This is a genomic window from Novosphingobium piscinae, from assembly GCF_014230355.1.
GTDB lineage: Bacteria > Pseudomonadota > Alphaproteobacteria > Sphingomonadales > Sphingomonadaceae > Novosphingobium > Novosphingobium piscinae.
Genome location: NZ_JACLAX010000017.1, coordinates 1 through 22,936 on the forward strand (window position 1 = coordinate 1; position 22,936 = coordinate 22,936).

20 protein-coding genes and 1 tRNA gene are annotated in these 22,936 nt (G+C 70.8%); 5 read left to right on the top strand and 16 right to left on the bottom strand.

Going from position 1 to position 22,936, the window contains the following annotated elements:
• Positions 1-265: 265 nt before the first annotated feature.
• Entirely contained in the window at positions 266-1,048 is a 783-nt protein-coding gene (locus H7F53_RS14055; RefSeq protein WP_185680138.1) for a 3'(2'),5'-bisphosphate nucleotidase CysQ, read from the top strand.
• Positions 1,049-1,284: 236 nt separating this feature from the next.
• Here the strand turns inward: H7F53_RS14055 and H7F53_RS14060 are convergent, their stop codons facing one another.
• The gene (locus H7F53_RS14060; RefSeq protein ID WP_185680139.1) at positions 1,285-1,977 is read right to left on the bottom strand and encodes a YiaD family glycine zipper/OmpA-like lipoprotein; all 693 of its coding nucleotides are present in this window, start codon (positions 1,975-1,977) and stop codon (positions 1,285-1,287) included.
• Positions 1,978-2,205: 228 nt separating this feature from the next.
• On the opposite strand from H7F53_RS14060, the gene H7F53_RS14065 reads away from it, so the two are divergent.
• Positions 2,206-3,534 (top strand): hemolysin family protein, encoded by a 1,329-nt coding sequence (locus tag H7F53_RS14065; protein WP_343062082.1) that lies wholly within the window; start codon positions 2,206-2,208, stop codon positions 3,532-3,534.
• 105 nt (positions 3,535-3,639) lie between these two features.
• On the opposite strand, the gene H7F53_RS14070 is transcribed toward H7F53_RS14065, so the two are convergent.
• The 4 genes from H7F53_RS14070 to H7F53_RS14085 form a co-directional block, all read right to left on the bottom strand.
• Positions 3,640-8,334: an NAD-glutamate dehydrogenase gene (locus tag H7F53_RS14070; protein ID WP_185680140.1), complete on the bottom strand. Its 4,695-nt coding sequence runs from the start codon at positions 8,332-8,334 to the stop codon at positions 3,640-3,642.
• A gap of 176 nt (positions 8,335-8,510) precedes the next feature.
• A complete protein-coding gene (msrB, locus tag H7F53_RS14075) occupies positions 8,511-9,005 on the bottom strand; it encodes a peptide-methionine (R)-S-oxide reductase MsrB (protein WP_185680141.1) in 495 nt (164 codons plus the stop codon).
• 81 nt (positions 9,006-9,086) lie between these two features.
• On the bottom strand, positions 9,087-10,331 hold the full coding sequence (locus H7F53_RS14080) for an ABC transporter permease (RefSeq protein WP_185680142.1): 1,245 nt from the start codon (positions 10,329-10,331) through the stop codon (positions 9,087-9,089).
• Positions 10,328-11,368 carry an ABC transporter ATP-binding protein gene (locus H7F53_RS14085; RefSeq protein WP_185680143.1) on the bottom strand — a complete coding sequence of 347 codons (1,041 nt, stop codon included), beginning with the start codon at positions 11,366-11,368 and terminating at the stop codon, positions 10,328-10,330. The genes H7F53_RS14080 and H7F53_RS14085 overlap by 4 nt, the downstream gene beginning before the upstream one ends.
• Before the next feature lie 46 nt (positions 11,369-11,414).
• Between H7F53_RS14085 and queG the strand changes: the two genes are divergently transcribed.
• Complete coding sequence (gene queG, locus H7F53_RS14090; RefSeq protein ID WP_246438916.1) at positions 11,415-12,482, top strand: tRNA epoxyqueuosine(34) reductase QueG; 1,068 nt, start codon at positions 11,415-11,417, stop codon at positions 12,480-12,482.
• 38 nt (positions 12,483-12,520) lie between these two features.
• Here the strand turns inward: queG and H7F53_RS14095 are convergent, their stop codons facing one another.
• From H7F53_RS14095 to H7F53_RS14140, 10 genes are all read right to left on the bottom strand, one after another.
• Positions 12,521-13,750, bottom strand: coding sequence for an NAD(P)/FAD-dependent oxidoreductase (locus tag H7F53_RS14095; RefSeq protein ID WP_185680145.1), 1,230 nt, complete (start codon positions 13,748-13,750; stop codon positions 12,521-12,523).
• Between the two features lie 121 nt (positions 13,751-13,871).
• Positions 13,872-14,285 (bottom strand): DUF3035 domain-containing protein, encoded by a 414-nt coding sequence (locus tag H7F53_RS14100; RefSeq protein WP_185680146.1) that lies wholly within the window; start codon positions 14,283-14,285, stop codon positions 13,872-13,874.
• 4 nt (positions 14,286-14,289) lie between these two features.
• Positions 14,290-14,829, bottom strand: a complete 540-nt coding sequence (gene lspA, locus H7F53_RS14105; protein WP_185680147.1) for a signal peptidase II — start codon at positions 14,827-14,829, stop codon at positions 14,290-14,292.
• Positions 14,826-17,693, bottom strand: a complete 2,868-nt coding sequence (gene ileS / locus H7F53_RS14110; RefSeq protein ID WP_185680148.1) for an isoleucine--tRNA ligase — start codon at positions 17,691-17,693, stop codon at positions 14,826-14,828. Before ileS ends, lspA begins: the two co-directional genes overlap by 4 nt.
• A gap of 126 nt (positions 17,694-17,819) precedes the next feature.
• Positions 17,820-18,746 (bottom strand): bifunctional riboflavin kinase/FAD synthetase, encoded by a 927-nt coding sequence (locus tag H7F53_RS14115; RefSeq protein ID WP_185680149.1) that lies wholly within the window; start codon positions 18,744-18,746, stop codon positions 17,820-17,822.
• Between the two features lie 8 nt (positions 18,747-18,754).
• Entirely contained in the window at positions 18,755-19,240 is a 486-nt protein-coding gene (locus H7F53_RS14120; RefSeq protein WP_185680150.1) for a dihydrofolate reductase, read from the bottom strand.
• Between the two features lie 6 nt (positions 19,241-19,246).
• The gene (locus tag H7F53_RS14125; protein WP_185680151.1) at positions 19,247-20,305 is read right to left on the bottom strand and encodes a 5-(carboxyamino)imidazole ribonucleotide synthase; all 1,059 of its coding nucleotides are present in this window, start codon (positions 20,303-20,305) and stop codon (positions 19,247-19,249) included.
• 198 nt (positions 20,306-20,503) lie between these two features.
• On the bottom strand, positions 20,504-20,989 hold the full coding sequence (gene purE / locus H7F53_RS14130; protein ID WP_185680152.1) for a 5-(carboxyamino)imidazole ribonucleotide mutase: 486 nt from the start codon (positions 20,987-20,989) through the stop codon (positions 20,504-20,506).
• Between the two features lies 1 nt (position 20,990).
• A complete protein-coding gene (gpmA, locus tag H7F53_RS14135; protein ID WP_185680153.1) occupies positions 20,991-21,677 on the bottom strand; it encodes a 2,3-diphosphoglycerate-dependent phosphoglycerate mutase in 687 nt (228 codons plus the stop codon).
• Positions 21,678-21,728: 51 nt separating this feature from the next.
• Positions 21,729-21,944, bottom strand: a complete 216-nt coding sequence (locus H7F53_RS14140) for a hypothetical protein (RefSeq protein ID WP_185680154.1) — start codon at positions 21,942-21,944, stop codon at positions 21,729-21,731.
• A 154-nt stretch (positions 21,945-22,098) separates the two neighbouring features.
• Here H7F53_RS14140 and H7F53_RS14145 point away from each other — a divergent pair.
• Both H7F53_RS14145 and H7F53_RS14150 read left to right on the top strand, forming a co-directional pair.
• A tRNA-Thr gene (locus tag H7F53_RS14145) sits at positions 22,099-22,173 on the top strand.
• A 78-nt stretch (positions 22,174-22,251) separates the two neighbouring features.
• On the top strand, positions 22,252-22,581 hold the full coding sequence (locus H7F53_RS14150; RefSeq protein WP_185680155.1) for a hypothetical protein: 330 nt from the start codon (positions 22,252-22,254) through the stop codon (positions 22,579-22,581).
• An 18-nt stretch (positions 22,582-22,599) separates the two neighbouring features.
• Here the strand turns inward: H7F53_RS14150 and H7F53_RS14155 are convergent, their stop codons facing one another.
• Positions 22,600-22,902 carry a GNAT family N-acetyltransferase gene (locus tag H7F53_RS14155; RefSeq protein ID WP_185680156.1) on the bottom strand — a complete coding sequence of 101 codons (303 nt, stop codon included), beginning with the start codon at positions 22,900-22,902 and terminating at the stop codon, positions 22,600-22,602.
• Positions 22,903-22,936 lie beyond the last annotated feature (34 nt).

Genomic DNA, 22,936 nt, shown 5'->3' on the forward strand with positions numbered 1-22,936 from the left:
AATGCCGACGCCAAACTTCGCCAGCAGCTCCTTCGCCTGGTATTCGTGGATGTTCATCGCCGTGCCTCTTTCCGCAAATGAGGCCCCGCGGCAGGCAGCCGCAACGGGCAGGAAACCGGATTAAGCGGGCGGTTCAATCGCCCCGCCGGCTGCGCATAGGCGATGAACACGCCCTTGAAAAGGGCTATAAGCCGGGCGGACCAGCGGTGGACAGGGGCAAATCAGCAAATGCAAATCAATAGCAACAAGCGGGCGGTGAGCGGCGATGATTGATCGCCAGCGCCTGCACGACCTGGTCCGCGAGGCCGGGCGCATCGCGCTCGATGCCTGGCCGGGCAATGGCCATGCCCTGCAGGTCTGGGAGAAATCTCCCGACAACCCGGTCTGCGAGGCCGATCTCAGGGTCGATCGTTTCCTCCGCCGCGAACTGACCCGGCTGCTGCCCGCCGCCGGTTGGCTGTCAGAGGAGACCACTGACGCACCCGAGCGGCTGCAGGGCGGCCTGATCTGGCTGGTCGATCCGATTGATGGCACCCGCGACTATATCCGTGGGCGGACCGGCTGGGCGGTGTCGGTCGCGCTGATCAGCGCGGGGCGGCCGTTGTTCGGCCTGCTCTGCGCCCCCGCCCGGGGTGAGTTCTGGCATGCGGAGGCGGGGCAGGGGGCCTGGCGCAACGGCCGCCGGCTGGTCGCCAGCAGCCTTCGCAGCCTGGCCGGTGCGCGGGTCCCGGCGGACAGCCTCACCGCCGAGGACGCGGACCTGGTGCTGGTCGACAAGCCCAATTCCATCGCGCTGCGGATCGCCATGGTGGCCGCCGACGAGGCCGACCTCGTCGCGACGCTGCGCTGGGGCTGGGAATGGGACATCGGCGCCGCGGCGCTGATCGCGCGCGAGGCCGGCGCCGCGGTGAGCGACGCCTTCGGGGAGACGCTGGGCTACAACAAGCCCGACCCGCGCGCCTTCGGGGTGCTGGTGACCGCGCCGGCGATCCACGCCGCGGCGGTGGACCGCCTGGCCCAACGGGCGGCGCGGCTGTCGGCGGGGTAGGGGGATTGCGGCGGCGGTTGGCGCGCCGGCTTCGCCAGGCTCAGCCTGAGCGGAGCTTGGGAATGCTCCTGTTGAGATAGGCCATCCGGTAAGGTCGCCATCTTCCAACCGGCCCGACCATGCAAACCCGCTCAGGCTGAGCCTGTCGCAGCCCACGCGCTCGTGCCAGCCCCACGCACCAACCCCAACGGCGCCCCGGATCACCCCGGAGCGCCGCCCGTCACGCAAACAAGAGCTTACTGGCCGGACCGCGCCCGGGCGACGTCGTCGGTGGTCACCGGGACGATCTTGATCTCGACCCGGCGGTTCTTGCGGCGGCCCTCGTCGCTGGCGTTGTCGGCCACCGGCATGGTTTCGCCCATGCCCTGGCTGCGGATCCGTGCCGGTGCGACCCCCTGCATCGACAGGTAGTTGGCCACGGTGCGTGCGCGGTTCTCGGACAGGGTCTGGTTGTAGGCGTCCGAGCCGGTCGAATCGGTGTGGCCGTAGACGTCGATCAGGCTGTCCGGATACTGCTTGAGGCTCTCGGCCACCGTGTCGAGCGTGGCGCGGAACTGCGGCTTGAGGCTGTAGGAGCCGACGTCGAAGGTTACGCCCTCGGGCAGGTTGACGAGGATCGCCTGGCCGTTGTCGACCGCCGAGACATCCACGCCCGAACCCGCGGTCTGCTCGCGCAGCTGCTTGATCTGCTTGTCCATGGTGTAGCCCACCGCCGCTCCGGCGATGCCGCCGATCCCGGCGCCGATGATGCGCCCGGTGCCGCCGCCGATCAGGCCGCCGAGCAGCAGCCCGCCGAGCGCCCCGACGCCGCCGCCGATCGCCGTGCGCGACACCTTGCGCTCGCCGGTGTTCGGATCGGTGACGCAGGCCGAGAGGCTGAGCAGCGACACGGCGCAAAGGCTGGAGACAAACACGCGGCTCTTCTTCATGCGAGGTCCTTCCTGGCGGCCGGCGCAAATCCCGGCGATCCCCTAGACTGGTCCGCGCCATTACTCGCGCGGACCGCTTGCCCGTTATCTGGCGCGGGGAAGATGATCGCGCAATGAACGAGCACGTGGCAAGCAAAGTTCCCGATTACTTTCGGGTCGGACGGCCCGGACCGGTCCGGCGGCCGCGACCCCTTCGCTGCGCTGGTACTTTCTGCTAGCGCGGCAGGCGTGAATCCACCTGGCGCCCCGTTCCCCTGGTCCGACGTCCTCGTCATTGCCGCTCTGATTCTGCTCAACGGCGTGTTTTCGATGTCGGAGATGGCGATCGTCTCGGCCCGGCCTGCCCGGCTCAAGCTGGCGGCCGAGCGCGGTTCGCGCGGGGCGCGCTGCGCGCTCGCCCTGGCCGACAATCCCGGCAAGTTCCTGTCGACCGTGCAGATCGGTATCACCCTCGTCGGGATCATCGCCGGCGCCTATTCGGGCGCCAGCCTGGGCGGCCCGGTGGGCGAACGGCTGGCCGGCCTGGGCCTGCCGGCGCGCTATGCCGACGATGCCGGCTTTGCCCTGGTGATTGCAGCGACGACCTATCTCAGCCTGGTGGTGGGCGAGCTGGTCCCCAAACAGGTGGCCCTGCGCCTGGCCGAGCCGATCGCGGTGATCGCCGCCCAGCCGATGCGGGTGCTGGCCCGGGTCACCGCCCCGGTGGTCTGGCTCCTCGATGGCTCCTCGATCCTGCTGATGCGATTGATCGGCCTGCGCTCGGCGTCCGAGCAGGAGGTGACCGAGGAGGAGCTGCACATGATGTTCGCCGAGGCGACGCGCTCCGGCGTGATCGAGGAGGACGAACGCGCGATCATGACCGGGATCATGCGTCTGGCCGATCGCCCGGTGCGCGAGCTGATGACCCCGCGGACCGAGCTCGACACGATCGACCGCCGCGCCACCGAGGTCGACGTGCGGGCGCTGCTCAAGGAATCGCCGCATTCGCTCTGGCCGGTCACCGACGGTGCGCCGGACCGGATCGTCGGCGTGGTCAAGGCCAAGGACGTGCTCGCGGTGCTGCTGGCCGGGAAGCGCCTGCAGATCGCGCGCTTGATGCGCAAGGCCGAGATCGTGCCCGACCAGCTCGATGCGATGGACGCGCTGCGCATCCTCCAGAACGCCGACGTGGCCATGGCCATGGTCCATGACGAATACGGCCACCTCGAAGGGGTGGTAACCCCGGCCGACCTGCTGGCGGCGATCGTCGGCGATTTCGCCTCTTATCAGGACGAGGGCGCTGATCCGATGATCGTCACCCGCGAAGACGGCTCGCTGCTGGTGTCAGGGGCGCTCCCCGCCGATGCTCTGGCCAGCCGGTTCGCGATCGCCCTGCCCGATGACCGCGACTTCGCCACGGTGGCTGGCTTCGTCCTCTCGGTGCTGAAGCGCCTGCCCGCTGAGGGTGAGCACTTCCGCGAGCAGGGCTGGCGGATCGAGGTGGTCGACATGGACGGCCGCAAGATCGACAAGCTCCTGTTCGAGCGGGTCGAGCCCGAGGCCGCGGACGCGGGGTAGCCATTCCCTGGTTCGCCCACCGTCATCCCGAGACGGTTGCAGGACGATAGCGTGGCGGGTGCTGGCCCCTTGCGCCAGCGCCCGCCCACTTCCACCGTTCCAGTTTCAGCGGCCCAGCAGGTTGCGCGCCTGGCTGGCGATCTGCGCCAGCATCGCCGGGCTGGCGCCGAGTGCGGTCTGGGCCCGGGCGACCATCGCGCGGAACTGACGGATTGCGGTATCCTGCGCCGCCGCCCAGGCGGCGACCTCGCCGACCGGATTCTCGCTCCGTCCGGTGGCGTGCTGGCGCAGGAAATCGAGCCGCATCTGCTGGAAATCGCGCGCCAGTCCGGCCACCAGCAGGCGCTCCCAGGGGTCCGCCGGATCGAGCCGCGCGGCGGCCCCCTGAGCCCAGTCGAGTCCAAGGCGGAAGCCGAGATCGATGAAGGCGCGGGTCAGCGCCACCGGCTCGGCTCCGCCATCGCGGGCGAGCCGGGCGAGCCCGACCGATCCGTCAAGCGCATAGAGCCGTGCCACCTGGGCGGCCAGCGCTGCCGGAGCCCCGATTGCGGTGAGATCGGCCTCGCGCCGCGCTGCCAGGGTCAGGGTGTCGCCGGCCAGCAGCGCCTCGGCGGCCGCGGCGAGCGCCGTTACCCCGGGCTGCAGATCGGCGACCAGCGCGGAGGGCACCAGAGTGCCGCCACCCGCGCGCAGCAGATCGGCCATGTGCGCGCGCGTCGCCAGCGCAGCCTCGCTGAACAGGCGCAGCCGGGCCGGCTCGGGCATGGCACTGTCCTCGATCGCCTGCCATAATGCCGTCAGCCCGAACAGCTGCTCGGCGGCGTAGAAGGCGGCGACGACCTGCGCCGCGGTGGCGCCTTCCTCGTCCATCAGCTCGAACGGGTGGACCATGCCGATGCGGTTGACGATCCGGTTGGCCAGCCGTGTCGCGATGATCTCGCGGCGCAGCCGGTGCCCCTCGATCTCGGGTGCGAAGCGTTCGGCCATGGCGGCGGGGAAGGCCGCCAGGAGCTCGCTGCGCAGCGCCGGATCGTCGGGCAGGGCCGAGCGTTCGAGCGCGTCCTGCACGGCGAGCTTGGCGCTCGACAGGATCACCGCCAGCTCGGGCCGGGTCAGCCCTCGGCCCTCGGCGGCGCGACGGGTGAAGGTCTCGCGGTCGGCCAGACCCTCGGTGCGGCGGTCGAGCTGACCGTTCGCCTCGAGCACGTCGATCAGGCGCAGCTGGGTGGCGGCGACGGTCGGACCGCCCGCCTCGGCGATCGACAGGGCCAGTGCCTGGAGCCGGTTGTCCTCCAGCACCAGGCCGGCAACGGCATCGGTCATCTCGCCCAGCAGAGTGACCCGGTCGGGCTCGCTCAACCGGTTGGCGCGCTTGGCGGCGGCCAGCGCGATCTTGATGTTGACCTCCTTGTCCGAGCAGTCGACCCCGGCGGAGTTGTCGATGAAGTCGGTGTTGTTGCGCCCCCCGGCGAGCGCGAACTCGATCCGCCCGGCCTGGGTGCAGCCCAGGTTGGCGCCCTCGCCGATCACCCGCGCGCGCACCTCGCCGCCGTTGACGCGCAGCGCATCGTTGGCCGGATCGCCGACATCGACGTTGTTTTCGCTGGCGGCCTTCACATAGGTGCCGATCCCGCCGAACCACAGCAGGTCGACCGGGGCCTTGAGGATCGCCGTGATCAGGCTGTCGGGATCGATCGTCTCGGCTTCGATTCCCAGCGCGGCGCGCGCCTCGGGGCTGAGCGGGATCTCCTTCTGGCTGCGGGGGAAGACCCCGCCGCCCGGGCTGATCAGGGCCTTGTCGTAATCGTCCCAGCTCGAGCGGGGCAGGGCGAACAGCCGCGCGCGCTCGTCCCAGCTCTTCGCCGCGTCGGGGTTGGGATCGATGAACACGTGACGGTGGTCGAAGGCGGCGACCAGCCGGATCGCCCTGGACAGCAGCATGCCGTTGCCGAACACGTCGCCCGACATGTCGCCGCAGCCGACCACCCGGACCGGATCGGCCTGCACGTCAACGCCCAGTTCGAGGAAGTGGCGCTGCACCGACAGCCAGGCCCCGCGCGCGGTGATGCCCATGGCCTTGTGGTCATAGCCCTTCGATCCGCCGCTGGCGAAGGCATCGTCCAGCCAGAAGTCGACGCTGTCGGCAATGGCGTTGGCCGTGTCGGAGAAGGTCGCCGTGCCCTTGTCGGCGGCGACCACGAAGTAGGGGTCCTCACCGTCGCGCACTTCGACGCCCTGCGGGTGGACTACCCGGCCGTCGACGATGTTGTCGGTGATGGTCAGCAGCGTGCGGATGAACAGCTGGTAGCTGGCCTTGCCCTCGGCCAGCCAGCCGTCGCGGTCGCGCGTCGGGTCAGGCAGGCGCTTGGGATAGAAGCCGCCCTTGGCTCCGGTCGGCACGATCACCGCGTTCTTGACGCGCTGTGCCTTCATCAGGCCGAGGATTTCGGTGCGGAAATCGTCGCGCCGGTCGGACCAGCGGATCCCGCCGCGCGCCACCGGGCCGGAGCGCAGGTGGATGCCCTCGACCCGGCCGCCGTAGACCCAGATCTCGCGCCACGGCAACGGCTTGGGCAAGCCGGGCACCAGCCCCGAGTCGAGCTTGAAGGCCAGAGCCTCGGCGGCGTGGGGGGTGAAGGCGTTGGTCCGCAGGATCGCCTCGACCAGCGCGTGGTAGCGGCGCAGCAGGCGATCGTCGTTGATCGCGGCAACCTTGGCGAGGCCATCGCGGATTCGGGCTTCGGCCGCTGCCGCCAGCGTCTCGCGCTCGCCGCGCCCGGGTTCGTGGCGGGCGCGGAACAGGTCGACCAGCCCGAGCGTGACCTCGGGGGCATTGGCCAGGGCCTCGACCACCGTGGCCACGCCGAAGCTGAGCCCGGCCTGGCGCAAGTAGCGGTACCAGGCGCGCAGCCAGTTCGCCTCGCGCGCGGAGAGACCGGTGACGGTAATCAGCCGGTTGAAGGCGTCATCCTCGCCTTCGCCGTTGAGCACGGCGGCGAGGGCGTCCTCGACCATCGGCGCGTGGCTGGCGAGGTCAGCGCCCGCCGCAGCGGGAAGGTCGAGCAGGAAATCGTGGATCGTCGCCAGGGTCTCTCCGCGCGCGGCGAGGGTGGTGGGCACGTCCTCGATCACGCGGAAGCCGAAGTTCTCCAGCGCCGGGACCGCCTCGGTCAGGGCCAGCGAGCCGCGCCGCTGATAGAGCTTGAGCCGCAGGCGGGTGCCGTCGCGGTCATGCCGGTGGAAACGCACCGCGCGGCCGGTGCCGCGATCGCCCAGCCGGCGCAGGGTGGCGATGTCGACCGCGGCCTCGGCCGGGCCGTGGTCGCTGCGGTAGGCGAGCGGGAAGGCCTCGGCATAGCGCCCGGCCAGGGCGGCGGCGCGGGCTGGTTCCTCGGTACGGGCGATCTCGGCCTCGACCGCCGCGGCCCAGCCGCGCACCAGCGCCTGAAGCTGGGCATCGAGCGGTGCCTCCTCGGGCACGACCGCGTCGAGCTCGAGATCGAGCACGAAGCGCAGCAGCGCAACCGGGCCCTCGATCTCCATGGACCAGTCGAGCACCGGGGCGGCGCAGCCCTGCTCGACCAGGGCCTGGATCTGCAGGCGCGTGGCGGTGGAGATCGTCTCGCGCGGGAGCCAGACGAACACGAACAGATGCCGGGCCAGCGGCGCGGCGACGAGCACCAGCCGCGGCCGCGGACGGTCGATCAGGCTCATCATCGCCGTGGCGGTGCGCTCCAGATCAGCATCGTCGAACGAGATGACGATGTCGTGCGGCAGGGCCGTGAGGGCATGGACCAGCGCCTTGCCGGCGTGACCGCCCGGATCGAACCCGAACTTCTGGGTCAGCGCGACCAGGTGCTGACGCAGCCGGGGGACCTGCATCGGCGGGGCGGCCAGGGCCGCACTGGTCCAGATCCCGGCATGGACCGAGAGCGCGGTGACCCGGCCCTGCTCCACCACCGGGACCAGGAACAGGTCGAGCGGGGCGCGGCGGTGGACCGTGCTGAGCCGGTTCGACTTGACGATCAACGGCGCCCGCGCGCCGGGCCGCTCGAACCAGGCAAAGGCGCGTTCGAACGATTCCGTCCCAAGGATGCCGCTGGCCCCGCGCCGGCAGATCCCCAGCGCATCATGCTGGGTGCCGTCGCGCTGATGGATGACGTGGCCGAGCTGGGTCAGCATCCCGTCCTTGAGCCAGCGCAGCAGGGCCGCACCCTCGCTGTCGCTGGTGCGGTCGGCATCCGCTGCCATCGCGGCTTGCATCGCCGGCCAGTCGCGGACTGCGGCCTGGACGTCGCCGAGCGTGTCGGTGATGGCCGCGGCAAGCGCCTTGCGGCTGCGCGCGTCGACCCGTTCGGTCTCCATGTAGATCATCGATTCGCGGCGCTCGCCCACCGCCGCTGCGCCCTCGGGCAGGTCGGTCAGGTGGTGGTCGGCAGCGCGGCGCACCGCCAGCACCGGGTGGACCAGCCGATCTATCCCGATCCCGCGGGCTGTCACCGTGCTGGCCAGTGAATCGACGAGGAAGGGCATGTCGTCGTTGATCACGGCGATGCGCATGAAGCGGCGCTGCCCGGCGGCGTCGCCGGCCACGGTCTCGATCGCGATGGCCGGCTCGCCCGGCGCGCGTGTCGCGGCCGTGGTGAGGATGAAGCCGGCGACCGCAGCGAGCGCATCCTCGGCAAGCGGCTGGTCACCAGGCAGCATGGCGGCGCGCAGGCGCGCCGCCAGCACGGGGAGCAAGCCGGCGGCCGCCGGGTCCGACGAGGCCGTGGCGGGGGCGGGCGCGAGCTTGGTCATGGGATCGGTCCTCTCGAACGGTGTGGGCGGTTGGATCCGCCGGGTTGTGTTGTCACGCCGCAGCCCACCTCTAGCGCAGGGTTCTTACCGCTTGGCGTAGGGCCGGATCGGGATAGGTTCCGAGCCGGCCGGAAGGAATCAGGGAGCATTGCGCCGGGCACTCACGCTGGGCCGGGTCAGCCTGGGACGAAGGCGAGGGCCGCGCCGTTCATGCAATAGCGGTCTCCGGTGGGCATCGGCCCGTCGTTGAAAACGTGGCCGAGGTGACCGCCGCAGCGCGCGCAGAGCACCTCGACCCGCTCCATCCCGAGCGAGCTGTCGCGCGCGGTCACCACTGCGCCGGGCAGCGGCTTCCAGAAGCTGGGCCAGCCGGTGCCGCTCTCGAACTTGGTGGTCGAAGCGAACAGCCGGTGGCCATCAGCGGCGCAGCAGAAGGTGCCACGGCGGTGCTCGCGCAGCAGCGGTGACGAGCCTGGGCGTTCGGTTCCGGCCTCGCGCAGGATATGGAACTGTTCGGGGGTCAGCCGGCGGCGCCATTCGGCCTCGCCGAGCTGGAGGGGGAATGTCCGGGCAGGGCGGGCCTTGACCGGCGCGGTGCCGCGCAGGGCGACCAGCGCGGTCACGGCGGTGCCGCCCAGCAGGGTCAGGAAGGTGCGGCGGGAGGGGATCATCGCAGGGGCTTCCGGGGCTTGAGGCGATTCGTAGTTAACGTAACTTTCTTTCCCACGAAAGCACGTTTCGTACTGAGCGGCTCAGGTCCGGCCGAACAGCCGCGCGAGGCCTGCGCGCGGTTTCCCGTTGCCCCCACCCGCCGGGCCGGATTTCATCACGCGGCGGCGGAACAGCTGGGCGCCGAAGCGCACGAACAGCGCCACCCACAGCCCCTGCCAGCCGAGCGCGAGCAGGTGGGGGGTCAGCCCGGGCTCCATCGCGGCGCGGGCCAGCATGGTGAAGGGCGAACTGAACGGCAGCACCTCGGCTGCCCGCGCGCTCCACGAATGCGGTGCGCCGACCGCATAAGTGGCGAAGAAGAACACCAGCAGCTGCAGCATGGTGACCGGCATCGACAGGGTCTGCACCTCGCGCACGGTCGAGGCCATCGAACCGATCGTCAGGAACACCGCGCCGAGCAGCAGGTAAGCCATGGCGAAATAGACCACGCCCAGCAGCAGGAACAGCGGCCAGCCCACCGCCGGGGCCGGCAGATCGGCCAGGCTGTGCCCGCCGATCACCAGCACGCTGCCGGCGGCGATGCCCCACACTGCAATGCCGACAAACGAGACCGCCAGCATGGCGAACAGCTTGCCCAGGAACACGGCGTCCATCGGCACGGCTGCAGCGAGGATCTCGATGATCTTGTTGGCTTTTTCCTCGACCAGGTTGGACAGGACCATGCCTGCGAGCAGCATGGTGAGAAGGAACAGCACGGTCTGGCCGAGCTGCGCGGTGCGCATCCGCCCGACCTTGTCGAGCCCGGCGGGGACTGTCACCGGGGCGAGGGTGACCGGGGGCAGGGCGCGCGGAGATGGCTCGCGGGCGGCACCGGCGATCAGCCGCACCGGACCCTCCAGCGATTCGACGAGGCCTGAGGCGCCGGTCAGCACCGGGCGTTCGGGGGTCCCGGTCAGCAGCGCGTCGATCGCGCCATGCTGCGCGACCAGCACCGTCTGGGGCGAGGCCGGGTCGCGCGCGGGTGGGGCAACCGGCACCAGGTCGGGCAGCATCCCCGCCAGATCGCGGTCGATCCGCCGCGCCGCGCCGGTCATCGCGGCCGTGTCGGCCGGCGCCATCAGCACACCCAGCCGGGGCCGCCCGGCGGTCTGTTCGACCTGCTGGCCGACGCTGCTGGCCAGCGCGCTCACCGCGAGCATGAACAGCGGACCGATCAGGAAGGCGAGAAAGCTGCGCGAGAAGAGCACCGCATGGAAATCGCGCCGGGCGACAACCAGCGCCGCCTGCAAGGTGGAAAGCCGGCCTTGGCTGGACGGTGGGGTCATCGGCCCTGTTCCTCCTGGGGATTGGCTTCGAGCGCACGCGCCGCGGCCTCGCCGGCGATGGCGACGAAGGCATCGTGCAATCCGGCGCGTTCGATCGACAGCGAGAGGATCCCGGCCTCGCCCTGGATCAGCGCGCGCAGCAACGGCTCGATCCCGCTGTCAGGCAACGGGAAGTAGAAGAACGAGGAACCGTCGAGCTTGCGGTCATGCCGGGCCGCGGCCGGCAGGGCGGTGCGCCACGGACCCTCGGCGGCGCGCGTCTCAAGCCGGACCTGCGGGCGGATCCGGTCGCGCGCCAGGTCGACCGGGCCGGCAAAGGGCACCTTGCCCCCGGCGATGATCGCGATCTGGTCGCACAACCGTTCGGCATGGGCGATGACGTGGGTGGAGAAGATCACCGTCGTGCCGCGCTCGGCCAGGCCGCGCATCATCTTCTCGAGCTTGCCCTGGTTGAGCGCGTCGAGCCCGGAGAAGGGCTCGTCGAAGATCACCAGGCGCGGCTCGTGGACCAGGCAGGCGAGGATCTGGACCTGCTGCGCCATGCCCTTCGACATCTGCCGGATCTGCCGGTCGGCGGCATAGCCGAGGCCATGCTCCTCGAGCAACCGGCGCCCGCGGCGCTGGCCCTCGGCCCGCGGCAGCCCGCGTAGCGCGCCGACGAAGGCGATCGCCTCGTGCGCCTTCATCGCCGGATAGAGCCCGCGCTCCTCGGGCAGGTAGCCGATCGCATGGGCCACGTCGTGCGGCCGCTCGGCGCCCAGTATGCGGCGCACCCCTGCGTCGGGATCGATGATCCCCAGCAGCATCCGCAGCGTGGTGGTCTTGCCCGCGCCATTGGGGCCCAGCACGCCGTAGATCGCGCCCTCGGGCACGCTCAGGTCGACTCCGTCGACCGCGGTGAAGCCGTCGAAGCGCTTGACCAGACCGCGTGCCTCGATCGCCAGTGCGCGCCCGGGCGCCGGACCCGAAGCGGGGGCGGCCCCGTGCGAATCAGGCGCGTTGCCCGCCGCCTGCCAATTGCCTAGGTCCATCTTCATCGCTGTGCCCTGCTACGCCTGCGCTGTGAAGATGGACTACCCGGCTTTGGTTAACGATCCCGTCCCCGCCGCGCTGGTCGCGGAGCTGCGTGCCGAGGCTGCCCGGCTGGGCTTCGCGGCCTGCGGCATCGCCCCGGCGACCGCCCCCGCTGGCGCAGCGGTGCGGCTGCGCGCCTGGCTGGATGCCGGGATGCACGGCCAGATGGGCTGGATGGAGGAGCGCTTCGGGCACCGCCACGATCCGCAGGCGCTGTGGCCCGCAGCGCGCAGCGTGATCGCGCTCGGGATGAGCTATGCCCCGGCCGCCGACCCGCTGGCCCTGGCCGACCAGCCCGACCGGGCCCGGATTTCGGTCTATGCCCAAGGGGCCGACTATCATGACACGGTCAAGAAGGCGCTCAAGGCGCTGGCCCGCTGGTTGATCGAGGCGGCGGCCCGACACGGTCAGCCGGAGGCGTTGGTCAAGGCCTTCGTCGATACCGCGCCGGTCATGGAAAAGCCGCTCGGCCAGGCTGCTGGCTTGGGCTGGCAGGGCAAGCACACCAACCTGGTCAGCCGGGACCATGGCTCGTGGCTGTTTCTCGGCGCGATCTACACCACGCTGGCGCTGCCAGCCGATGCCCCCGCACCCGATCGCTGCGGCTCCTGCGAGGCCTGCCAGAGGGCCTGCCCGACCGATGCCTTCCCGGCGCCCTACCGGCTCGATGCCAGGCGCTGCATTTCCTACCTGACGATCGAGCACAAGGGCCCGGTGCCCGAGGACTTCCGCGCCGCATTGGGCAACCGCATCTATGGCTGCGACGATTGTCTCGCGGTGTGCCCCTGGAACAAGTTCGCAGAAAGCGCCCGCGCGATGCGGGCCTTCCTGCCCCGCGCCGAGCTTGCCGCGCCGAAGCTGGCCGACCTGCTCGCGCTCGACGATGCAGGCTTTCGTCGGCTGTTCTCGGGTTCGCCGATCAAGCGCATCGGACGCGATCGGTTTGTCCGAAATTGCCTATATGCCGCCGGGAACAGCGGGGATGCAGGCTTGGTGGAGCCGGTTCGAGCCTTGCTCGACGATCCGGACGAGGCGGTGGCCGACGCGGCGCGCTGGGCGCTGTCGCGGTTGACGTGAATTGGGTTCGCGTCCGCTGCGCCAAACGCCCTAGATCGTCAGGCCGGCACCAGATCCTTGAGCGGCACGGCAGCATCCGCCAGCTGTGCGGGATCGATCACCGCGCCCAGCTCGACCAGCTTGCGCGCCTGGACATAGTCCTTGACCGCATTGACGCAGTCCATCGCGATCAGCCGGCCGCCCTTCAGGTAGGCCACCGAGAACGAGCGCGCATCCGGATCGCCGCGCACCACGCTCTGGTCGTAGCCGGCCGAGATCCCGGCGGTCTGCAGCTTGAGGTCGTACTGGTTCGACCAGAACCACGGGAAGGCGCGGTAGGGCTTGGCCTCGCCGCAGATCGCCTTGGCGACGCAGGCCGCCTGGTCGTTGGCGTTCTGGACCGATTCGACCCGCATGACGAGGCCGCCGGCATAGTCGCAGGCGAAGCTCGCGCAGTCGCCCACGGCGTAGACGTCGGGCAGCGAGGTGCGGCAGAATTCGTCCACCTCCACTCCGTTGCCGCCCGCCGCGCCGGCGGCGATCAGCGGTCCGACCGCGGGGACGATGCCGATGCCGACGATCACCGCGTCGGCCGGGATCACGCTGCCATCGGCGAGCTTCACGCCGCTGACACGACCCTCGCCGACCAGACAGTCGACCGCCACGCCGGTGCGCAGGTCAACCCCGTGGGCCCGGTGCTCGGCCTCGTAGAAGGCGGACAGCTCGGGTCCAGCGACGCGCGCCAGCACGCGCGGCAGGGCCTCGAGCAGGGTGACCTGGCAGCCCAGCTTGGTGAGCACGGCGGCCGCCTCGAGCCCGATGTAGCCGCCGCCGATCACGACGATGTTGCGGACCCCGCCGTCGATCTCGCCCATCAGCTGGTCGCAGTCGATCCGGGTGCGCACCGCATGGACCCCGGCCAGATCGGCGCCGCGGCACGTCAGCTTGCGCGGATCGCCGCCGGTCGCCCAGATGAGCTTGCCATAGGTGAAGGCCGTTCCGTCCGAGAGGGTCAGGACCTTGCCGGCGGGATCGACCGCGGTGACCTCCACCCCCAGCTTCAGCGCCACGTCCTTCTCGCCCCAGAACTGCGGCGGACGGATGTAAAGCCGGTCGAAGCTCTTCTCGCGGGCGAAGTATTCCTTGGACAGGGGCGGGCGCTCGTAGGGCGGTTCGCTCTCGCGCCCGATCATGGTCACGGTGCCGGTGAACCCGGCCTGGCGCAGCACCAGCGCCGCCTGGGCCCCGGCATGGCCGGCCCCGACGATGACGACATCCGCTCCGCTCATGATTCGATCCCTCTCTCGCCTTCACGCTTGCGGTGCGCGCTTGAGCAAAATGCCCGGCACGTCAAGAGTCCGGAGCAAGGGATCGTGGTCGGCCGTGCGCGCGGCGGCGCCGTGGCGACGGTCAGCCCGAGACGACGACCTGCGCCTCGCGTCCATCGCCCTGCGGAGCGGCGATGATGTCGCGGGTGACCTCGCCCTTGGCGACCGTGTTGGTGCGCGGGTCACCCACGGCCGAGCGGATCCCCGGGGCCGGGGTGCCGGCGCGGCTGACCGCATTGCGCTCGATCTCGCTGCGCGGGGCCGAGCCGCCGAACAGGGCATCAAGCGCCTGCTGCTGGCCGCTGGCGTCGGCCGGGCGCGGCGCACCGGGCTGGGGCGGGGTCAGCGCGAAGTCGGGCGGAACCACCAGCGGGGCCTGGCGCTGGACGGCGAACTCGTCGGGGCGGGCGCGGCTCAGCAGCCCGCCGCCCGACCCGCAGCCGGCGAGCAGCAGCGAGGTCCCGGCCAGGACGAGAAGCGGGAGGGACTTGCGCATCAATTCAACTCTCCGAAGGCACGTGGGCGGCTGCGGCATCGTGCGGGCCGTCGTCGGCGCGCTTGTCGCGCGAAAGAAACGAGCGGGCAAGGATTATCAGGACGCCGATGCTGATTGCGGCATCGGCCAGGTTGAAGATCTGGAAGGGGCGGACCTCGCCGAAGTGGAGATCGGCATAGTCGACCACGAAACCCCGCGTCACCCGGTCATGGATGTTGCCCAGCGCCCCACCCAGCACCAGCCCGAGCGCGACACAGTCGGACCAGGTCCGCTCGCGCAGCAGCCAGACCAGGACCCCTGAGGCGATCAGCCCGGTCAGCCCGACCAGCAACCAGCGGCTCTCGGCGGAGGTGGCGCTGAGCAGCGAGAACGAAACACCGAAATTCATCGCCCAGCGCAGGTCGAACACCGGCAAGAGGTCGATCACCCCCACCTCCGGCAGGCGCAGCGGGCCAATCATCGCCCGCTTGACCAGCTGGTCGGCGAGCCACACCAGCCCGGCCGTGCCGAGCCCCGCCAGGCGATGACCGGCGATCGGGCTCAAGCCCCACCGCCCTCCGCGACGGCATGCTGCGCGACCACATCGGTGCAACGGCCGCACAGCGCGCCATCCTCGGCCACGTCGGGCAGGTGGCGCCAGCAGCGGCCGCACTTGGCGTCGGTGGTCGGGGCGATGGTCACCGCCTCGCCCTGCCCGTGCGACACTGTCGCGGTGATGAACAGTTCGGCAAGGTCGGCCGCGGACACGGCGTCGGGCACTCCGGCCGGCAGGGTCACCGCGGCGGCCAGGCTCGATCCGATCACCTTGTCGCGGCGCAGCGGCTCGATCGCCTCGGTCACCTGCTCGCGCAGTGCGCGCAGCGCGGTGTAACGCTCGCCCAGGGCGGGGTCGTGCCACGTGGCGGGCAGCGGATGGAGCTCCTCGAGATGCACGCTGCCGCGATCGGGGAAGCGGCTGGCCCAGACCTCCTCGGCGGTGAACACCAGCACCGGCGCGGCGTAGCGGACCAACGCCTGGAACAGGATATCCAGCACGGTGCGGTAGGCGCGGCGCTTGGGATCGCCCGGCGCATCGCAATAGAGGCAGTCCTTGCGGATATCGAAGAAGAAGGCCGACAGGTCCTCGTTGCAGAAGTCGATCAGCGTGCGGGTGTAGCCGTTGAAGTCGAAGTCGGCGATGGCCTGGCGCAGCGCGGCGTCGACCTCGCCCAGGCGGTGCAGCACATAGCGCTCAAGCTCGGGCATGGTGGCCGGTTCCACGCCCTCGCTCGCCCGGTCGAACCCGTCGAGCGCGCCGAGCAGGTAGCGGAAGGTGTTGCGCAGCTTGCGGTACTGGTCGGCCACGCCCTTCAGGATCTCGTCGCCGATGCGGTGGTCTTCGGTGTAGTCGACCGACAGCGCCCAGAGCCGGACGATATCTGCGCCGTAGGTCTCCATGACCTTCAGCGGATCGACCGTGTTGCCCAGCGACTTGGACATCTTCATGCCCTTGGCGTCCATGGTGAAGCCATGGGTCAGCACGGCCTTGTAGGGCGCCCGCCCGCGGGTCGCGCAGGCTTCGAGCAGGGATGACTGGAACCAGCCGCGGTGCTGGTCGGAGCCCTCCAGATAGAGGTCGGCCGGCCAGGACAGTTCGGGCCAGCGCCCGCTCTCCAGCACGAAGGCATGGGTCGAGCCCGAATCGAACCACACGTCGAGGATGTCGGTGACGCGCTCGTAGTCGGCCAGGTCATGCTGCTCGCCGAGCAGGGCTTCGGCGTTCTCGTCGCTCCAGGCATCGACCCCGCCCTCGCGCACGGCGGCGACGATGCGGGCGTTGACCGCCGGATCGACCAGATACTGGCCAGTCTTGCGGTGCACGAACAATGTGATCGGCACGCCCCAGGCGCGCTGGCGCGACAGCACCCAGTCGGGCCGACCCTCGACCATCGAACGGATGCGGTTGCGGCCCTTCTCCGGCACGAACCGGGTGGCGTCGATGGCCTGCAGCGCGGTCGCTCGCAGCGTGGTGCCCGCCCCTTCCAGCTCGCGCATGGCCTTCTCGATCTCGTCCAGGTGCTCGCCCTCGGGATCGATATGCTTGTCCATCGGCACGAACCACTGCGGGGTGCAGCGGTAGATCACCTTGGCCTTCGAGCGCCACGAATGCGGGTAGGAATGGCGATAGTCGGCCGAGGCGGCGACCAGCCCGCCCGCCGCGCGCAGCGCCGAGCAGATCGGGCCGTCGGGCGCGTTGAACTTGGGGTTGATCACCGAGCCCTCGCCGCCCAGCCACGGCCAGTCGGCACGGTAACGGCCATCACCCTCGACCGCGAAGACCGGCTCGATCTTGTTGGCCTTGCACAGGATGAAGTCGTCCTCGCCATGGTCGGGGGCCATGTGGACGAAGCCCGTGCCCGAATCGACCGTGACGAACTCGCCGCTCAGCAGCGGGCGCGGCGTGGCGAAGAACCCGCCCAGCGCGTGCATCGGGTGGCGCACCCGGGTGCCGGCCAGCGAGGCGCCCTTGATGAAGAAGTGCAGGTCGTGGGTCTCGTGGCCGATGCGGCGGACGAAGTCCTGCACCAGCGGTTCGGCGACCAGGTAGCGCTGCCCGCCGGTCTCGATCAGGTGGTAGTCGATATGCGGGCCATAGGCGACCGCCTGGTTGACCGGGATGGTCCAGGGCGTGGTGGTCCAGATCACCACGTGGGCGCCGACGAGGTCCGGATCGGGGGCTTCGATGATCTCGAAGGCGACGTCGATCTGGGTCGAGACGATGTCCTCGTACTCGACCTCGGCCTCGGCCAGCGCGGTCTTCTCGACCGGGCTCCACATCACCGGCTTGGCGCCGCGATAGAGCTGGCCGCTCTCGGCGAACTTCAGCAGCTCGCCGACGATTGTCGCCTCGGCCTGGAAGTCCATGGTGAGGTAGGGGTTGTCCCAGTCCCCGTTGACGCCGAGCCGCTTGAGCTGGGCGCGCTGGGTGTCCACCCACTTCTGCGCATAGGCGCGGCACTCGGCGCGGAACTCGGCCGCGGGAACTTCGTCCTTGTTGCGCTTCTGCTTGCGGTACTCCTCCTCGACCTTCCACTCGATCGGTAGGCCGTGGCAGTCCCACCCGGGCACGTAGGGCGCATCCTTGCCGAGCAGCGACTGGGTGCGCACCACCATGTCCTTGAGGATGTGGTTCAGCGCGTGGCCGACGTGGATGTCGCCATTGGCATAGGGCGGACCGTCGTGGAGGATGAAGGTCTCGCGCCCGGCCCGCGCGGCGCGCAGCTGGCCATAGAGGTCCTGCTCCTGCCAGCGCGCCAGGATGCCAGGCTCCTTCTGGGGCAGGCCGGCCTTCATCGGGAAATCGGTCTTCGGCAGGAAGACGGTCGATCGCCAATCGGGCGGGCTGGCAGGGTCGCGCTGTTCGGTCATGGTCCGCGGCCTTAGAACATTCGGCGAAAGAGTTGGAACCGGTTTTTCGCAGAGCCGTTGCCCGCCGCGCTGCCAACCGGGCTGGCGGCGCGGTCGCAGCAGGGCGATTGGCGCCCCGCCGCCCGCTCAGCCAGCCAGCACCGCGCGGGCCCGGGCGCAGTCGGCGGCGATGGCCGCGGTCAGCGCGGCGAGCCCGTCGTACTTCGCCTCCGGCCGCAGGAAGGCGTGGAATTCCACCGCGATATCCTGGCCGTAGAGGTCCTCGGCGAAGTCGAAGAAGTGCGGTTCGAGCAGCTCCTTGGGCGGATCGAAGCTGGGCCGCACGCCGAGGTTGGCGGCGCCGTCCAGCACCCGGCCGTCGGGCAGGCGGCCGCGCACCGCGTAGATGCCGTAACGCGGGCGCAGATAATGGCCCATTGGCAGGTTGGCGGTGGGAAAGCCGATCGTGCGCCCCAGCTTGTCGCCGTGCTGGACCTTGCCCTGCACGGTGAACGGCCGGCTCAGCAGCCGCGTTGCCGTGGCGCAGTCCCCTGCCTCGAGCGCGGCGCGGATGCGGGTCGACGAGACCGGCAGGCCGGCGTCGAGCACCGGGCCGACCGCACGCGCGGCGACCCCGTACTGGGCTCCGGACTCGGCCAGCACGGCCGTGGTGCCGCTACGGTCGCGGCCGAAGGTGAAATCCTCGCCGGTCACCACTCCGGCCACGCCGAAGCGCGCGTGCAGCATCTGCGCGATCCATTCGGGTCCGGTCATTGCCGCGACCGCGGCATCGAAGCGGATCACCAGCATGGCGGCGGCGCCGGCCGCGGCGAACAGCGCCTCGCGCTGGTCCAGCGTGGTCAGGCGGAACCACGGGGCGTCGGGCACGAAGAAGCGCCGGGGGTGGGGATCGAAGGTGGCGACGATCGCCGGCCGCCCCTCGGCCTCGGCCCAGCGCACCGCCTCGCCGACCACGGCCTGGTGGCCGAGGTGGAAGCCGTCGAAATTGCCCAGCGCCAGGATGGCGCCGCGCAGGTCGGCGGGAACGGGGAGCTGGCTGTCGAGACGGACCATCGCGGCGCCTATAGGTCGCGCACCAGCGTGACGAAAGCATAGCCCGGCGCCACGTCCGAAGGGACATGGCTCTCGCGGGCGATCTCGCGCCAGCCGGCGCCGAGCGGCGGCATGACGGTGTCCCCGGCCACCTCGGCCTGGACCTCGGTCAGCTCGAGCCGGCCGGCGCGGGGCAGGGCGAGCGCGAAGACCTCGGCCCCACCGATCACCGCCACCTCGCCCGGGCCGGCCAGCGCCAGGGCAGCCTCGAGGTCGTGCGCCACCTCGGCCCCCGGCGCGGACCAGGCGCGGTCGCGGGTCAGCACGATGTGACGCCGGCCGGGCAGCAGGCCGGGCAGCGAGACGAAGGTCTTGCGGCCCATCACCATCGGCTTGCCCATGGTCAGGGCCTTGAACCGCTTGAGATCGGCCGGGAGGTGCCACGGCAGCGTGCCGTCGCGGCCGATCGTGCCGTTGCGCGCGGCCGCGACGATCAGGAACAGGTCTTGCGCCATCGCCGCTCAGTCCAGCATCAACCGGGTGACGTGGCCCATCTTGCGCCCGGGCCGGGCCGCGGCCTTGCCGTAGAGGTGGAGGTGGTTGGCCGGATCGGCCAGCAGGGCTGGCCAGTCGTGCGCGGCATCGCCGATCAGGTTGTCCATCACCACGCCCGCCGCGGCCAGCCGGGTGTCGCCCAGCGGCAGTCCGCAGATCGCGCGGATGTGGTTCTCGAACTGGCTGGTGATCGCCCCCTCGATCGTCCAGTGGCCCGAGTTGTGGACCCGCGGGGCCATCTCGTTGAAGACCGGGCCATCGGCCGTGGCGAAGAACTCGAGCGTCAGCACGCCGACATAGTCGAGCGCCGCCGCGACCCGGGCAGCAAGGGCCCGCGCCGCAGCGACCTCGGCCTGGACCAGCGGCGCGGCGGGCACGGTCGAACGCGCCAGGATGCCGCCGGCATGGGCGTTCTCCGGGCTGTCCCAGAAGCGGATGTCGCCATCGGCGGCGCGGCACAGGATCACCGAGAACTCGGCCCGGAAGGTAACGAAGCCCTCGTAGATCAGCGGCTGGTCGGGCAGGTCGAGCCCATCCGCCGCCGCCGGAGTCATGATCCGCCACTGGCCCTTGCCGTCGTAGCCGTCGCGCCGGGTCTTGAGGATACCGGGCGTGCCGAGCGTGGCGATCGCCGCGGCCAACCCTGCGGCATCGTCCACTGCCGCGAAGGGCGCGGGCCGGCCGCCGAGACCGTGAACGAAGGTCTTTTCGGCGAGGCGATCCTGCGCCACCTCCAGCGCGCGCCGGTTCGGCAGCAGCAGCGCCTCGCCCAGCGCCGCGAGCGGCGCTACCGGCACGTTCTCGAACTCGTAGGTGATCACCGCGCAGTCGGCGGCGAAGGCGGCGAGCGCCGCGGCGTCGTCCCAGCCGGCGCAGGTGAAGCCGCCGCAGACCTCGGCCGCGATCGAATCCGCCTCTGGGGCATAGACGTGGCAGCGATAGCCGAGCTGCGCCGCAGCCATGGCGAGCATGCGGCCGAGTTGGCCGCCGCCGAGGATGCCGATGGTCTCGCCCGGCGGGATCATGCGATCCGGGTCCCGGGGCCGACGATGCGCGCAGGCCCTTCGGCGAAGCACAGGACATGCTTCGACGGGCTCAGCCCGAGCGGATGGTTTGCGCACAGGGGTTGGACATGCATGGGTTGGATAAGGGCGGTCACGCGCAAGGGCCGCCCGGCCTGAGCCTGCCGAAGGCCATGCGCCGCCTCAGCCCCGCGAACCACCTCAGGACGGCCTATCCGCGACCTTGGCGGTCTGCGCTGCGCGATAGGCCTTCAGCCGTTCGGCCAGCCCCTCGTCGTGAGTCGCCAGGATCGCGGCGGCGAGCAGCCCGGCATTGACCGCCCCGGCCTCGCCGATGGCGAGCGTGCCAACGGGGATCCCGGCCGGCATCTGGACGATCGACAGCAGGCTGTCCTGGCCCGACAGCGCGCGCGACTGCACCGGCACGCCCAGCACTGGCAGGTGGGTGAGGCTGGCCACCATGCCTGGCAGGTGCGCCGCGCCGCCGGCTCCCGCGATCACCACCTTGAAGCCCGCGTCGGCGGCGCCGGTGGCGAAGTCGAACAGGCGCTGCGGGGTGCGGTGCGCGGACACGATCCGCACGTCGGTGGCGACCTCCAGCCGGTCCAGCACGTCGGCCGCACCCTGCATCGTCGCCCAGTCGGACTGGCTGCCCATGATGATGGCGACGGGGGCGGGCCGGGCCATCTCAGCGCTCCGACAGGTAGTAGCGTTCGGTCGCGGCCAGGGCGGCGTCGAGCTCGTAGACGATCGGCTGGCCGGTCGGGATCTCCAGCCCGGTGATGTCGGCATCGGAAATGCCTGACAGGTGCTTGACCAGTGCGCGCAGCGAATTGCCGTGAGCGGCGACGATCACCGTCTCGCCGGCGCGCAGCTGCGGGGCGATCACGCCCTCGTAGTAGGGCAGGACCCGGGCGATCGTGTCCTTGAGGCTTTCGGTGCTGGGAATCGCGATCCCGGCATAGCGCGGATCGGCGGCCAGATCGAAAGCCCCGCCGGGCTCGAGCACCGGGGGCGGGATGTCGAAGCTGCGGCGCCAGATCTTGACCTGGTCATCGCCATGCTTTGCCGCGGTCTCGGCCTTGTCGAGCCCGGTCAGGCCACCATAGTGCCGCTCGTTCAGGCGCCAGTCCTTGGTTTCCGGGATCCACAGCCGCCCGGCGGCCTCGAGTGCGAGATGCAGCGTCTTGATCGCGCGGGTCTGCAGGCTGGTGAAGGCCACCGTGGGCAGGACCCCCTTGGCGGCGAGCAGCGCGCCGGCGGCGCGGGCCTCGGCCTCGCCCTGGGCGGTCAGGTTGACGTCCCACCAGCCGGTGAAGCGGTTTTCGAGGTTCCACTGGCTCTGGCCATGGCGAACGAGGATCAGGCGCGGCACGGTCTGGCAAACTCCCGGTTGTGGCGAGGGCAGGGCTGGACGGGGCAGCCCCTAGCCGCTGGGGTCCGGTTTGGAAAGGGCGCCATCCGATTCGCCCGCTGGATCCGCGGCGCCTTGCTCTGCGCCGTCGCCCGTGCCCCCGAGGGCCCGCGCCTGCACCTTGCGCCGCCGCAGGTTCTCGCGCAGCTTGGCAGCGAGCCGTTCCTCGCGGTTCGGCGGAGCGGACCCGCGCGGCATGTCGGGGGAGGGAATGGACGGGCTGGTCATGGTCCTTCCCTGCCGCGCCCGGGCGCAGACCGCAAGGTCCGCCCGCCGCGCCGCCTCGCGCCGAACGCAGCTTGACAAGCCCGGGCCACCCCGTCATTAGCGCCGCCCTGCCCGCGGCGCCTGTTCGGCCGGCGGGCCATCGCGGAAATGGTGTGCTGCTGTAGCTCAGTGGTAGAGCGCATCCTTGGTAAGGCTGAGGTCGGGAGTTCAATCCTCCCCAGCAGCACCATTTCCCCGCTTCCCTCCCGTGCCGTGGCGGCCTATGCCCCTAGATGCCGGTATTTCCGCCGCTGAGGGCCCCGCCTGCATGACTGCTTCCCCGCTGGCCGCCGGCTGCGATCTTGCCCGCCAGGCCACCGAACTGATCGCCGAAAGCTGGTGCCTCACGCTCGAATCGGCGGCGGTGATCTGGTTGCGGCTGGGCAAGCTCGCGGCGCTCGATGCCGCTGCCATGGCCGAGGGCGAGCGGATGGTCGAAGAAAAGATGCAGGCCGCGCTCGAGCATTCCGCCCGGCTGATGACCGGCGGTTTCGGGCTGGCGCCACAGAGCGTGGCGCGCGGCAGCCTGGCCTATTACCGCGGGCGCGTTGCGGACAACCGTCGCCGGCTGACCCGTCCGGCACGCACCGGACGCTGAACCGCACCCTTGCCGAACTCACGCGCGCAGCGCGGCCCATTCGGGATGGCGCTGGAACTGCGCGGCGACGTAGGAGCACTGCGGTTCGATCCGGAAGCCCTCGCGGCGCGCGTCCTCGATCAGCGCGTCAACCAGCCGCCGGGCGATGCCGCGGCCCTCGAGGGCGCGCGGCACCAGCGTGTGCTCGGCCACCCGCACCGCCGCCGCGCCGTCGCCCCGGACGATCCAGGTCAGCCGGGCGACCGCGTCGCTGTCCGGCACCTGCGCCCGGTACTCGCCGGCGTTGCCCCGATCGAGCCTGACAATGTCGATTTCGTCCATTCGCGGATCGATCCTTTCGTTCCTGCCCCGGTTA

What these genes read in the sequence shown, in the direction of transcription:
- H7F53_RS14055 (WP_185680138.1), top strand. Translation starts at nt 266, where the DNA reads ATGATTGATCGCCAGCGCCTGCACGACCTGGTCCGCGAGGCCGGGCGC.
- H7F53_RS14060 (WP_185680139.1), bottom strand. Translation starts at nt 1,977, where the DNA reads ATGAAGAAGAGCCGCGTGTTTGTCTCCAGCCTTTGCGCCGTGTCGCTG.
- H7F53_RS14070 (WP_185680140.1), bottom strand. Translation starts at nt 8,334, where the DNA reads ATGACCAAGCTCGCGCCCGCCCCCGCCACGGCCTCGTCGGACCCGGCG.
- msrB (WP_185680141.1), bottom strand. Translation starts at nt 9,005, where the DNA reads ATGATCCCCTCCCGCCGCACCTTCCTGACCCTGCTGGGCGGCACCGCC.
- H7F53_RS14080 (WP_185680142.1), bottom strand. Translation starts at nt 10,331, where the DNA reads ATGACCCCACCGTCCAGCCAAGGCCGGCTTTCCACCTTGCAGGCGGCG.
- H7F53_RS14085 (WP_185680143.1), bottom strand. Translation starts at nt 11,368, where the DNA reads ATGAAGATGGACCTAGGCAATTGGCAGGCGGCGGGCAACGCGCCTGAT.
- H7F53_RS14095 (WP_185680145.1), bottom strand. Translation starts at nt 13,750, where the DNA reads ATGAGCGGAGCGGATGTCGTCATCGTCGGGGCCGGCCATGCCGGGGCC.
- H7F53_RS14100 (WP_185680146.1), bottom strand. Translation starts at nt 14,285, where the DNA reads ATGCGCAAGTCCCTCCCGCTTCTCGTCCTGGCCGGGACCTCGCTGCTG.
- ileS (WP_185680148.1), bottom strand. Translation starts at nt 17,693, where the DNA reads ATGACCGAACAGCGCGACCCTGCCAGCCCGCCCGATTGGCGATCGACC.
- H7F53_RS14115 (WP_185680149.1), bottom strand. Translation starts at nt 18,746, where the DNA reads ATGGTCCGTCTCGACAGCCAGCTCCCCGTTCCCGCCGACCTGCGCGGC.
- H7F53_RS14120 (WP_185680150.1), bottom strand. Translation starts at nt 19,240, where the DNA reads ATGGCGCAAGACCTGTTCCTGATCGTCGCGGCCGCGCGCAACGGCACG.
- H7F53_RS14125 (WP_185680151.1), bottom strand. Translation starts at nt 20,305, where the DNA reads ATGATCCCGCCGGGCGAGACCATCGGCATCCTCGGCGGCGGCCAACTC.
- purE (WP_185680152.1), bottom strand. Translation starts at nt 20,989, where the DNA reads ATGGCCCGGCCCGCCCCCGTCGCCATCATCATGGGCAGCCAGTCCGAC.
- H7F53_RS14140 (WP_185680154.1), bottom strand. Translation starts at nt 21,944, where the DNA reads ATGACCAGCCCGTCCATTCCCTCCCCCGACATGCCGCGCGGGTCCGCT.
- H7F53_RS14150 (WP_185680155.1), top strand. Translation starts at nt 22,252, where the DNA reads ATGACTGCTTCCCCGCTGGCCGCCGGCTGCGATCTTGCCCGCCAGGCC.
- H7F53_RS14155 (WP_185680156.1), bottom strand. Translation starts at nt 22,902, where the DNA reads ATGGACGAAATCGACATTGTCAGGCTCGATCGGGGCAACGCCGGCGAG.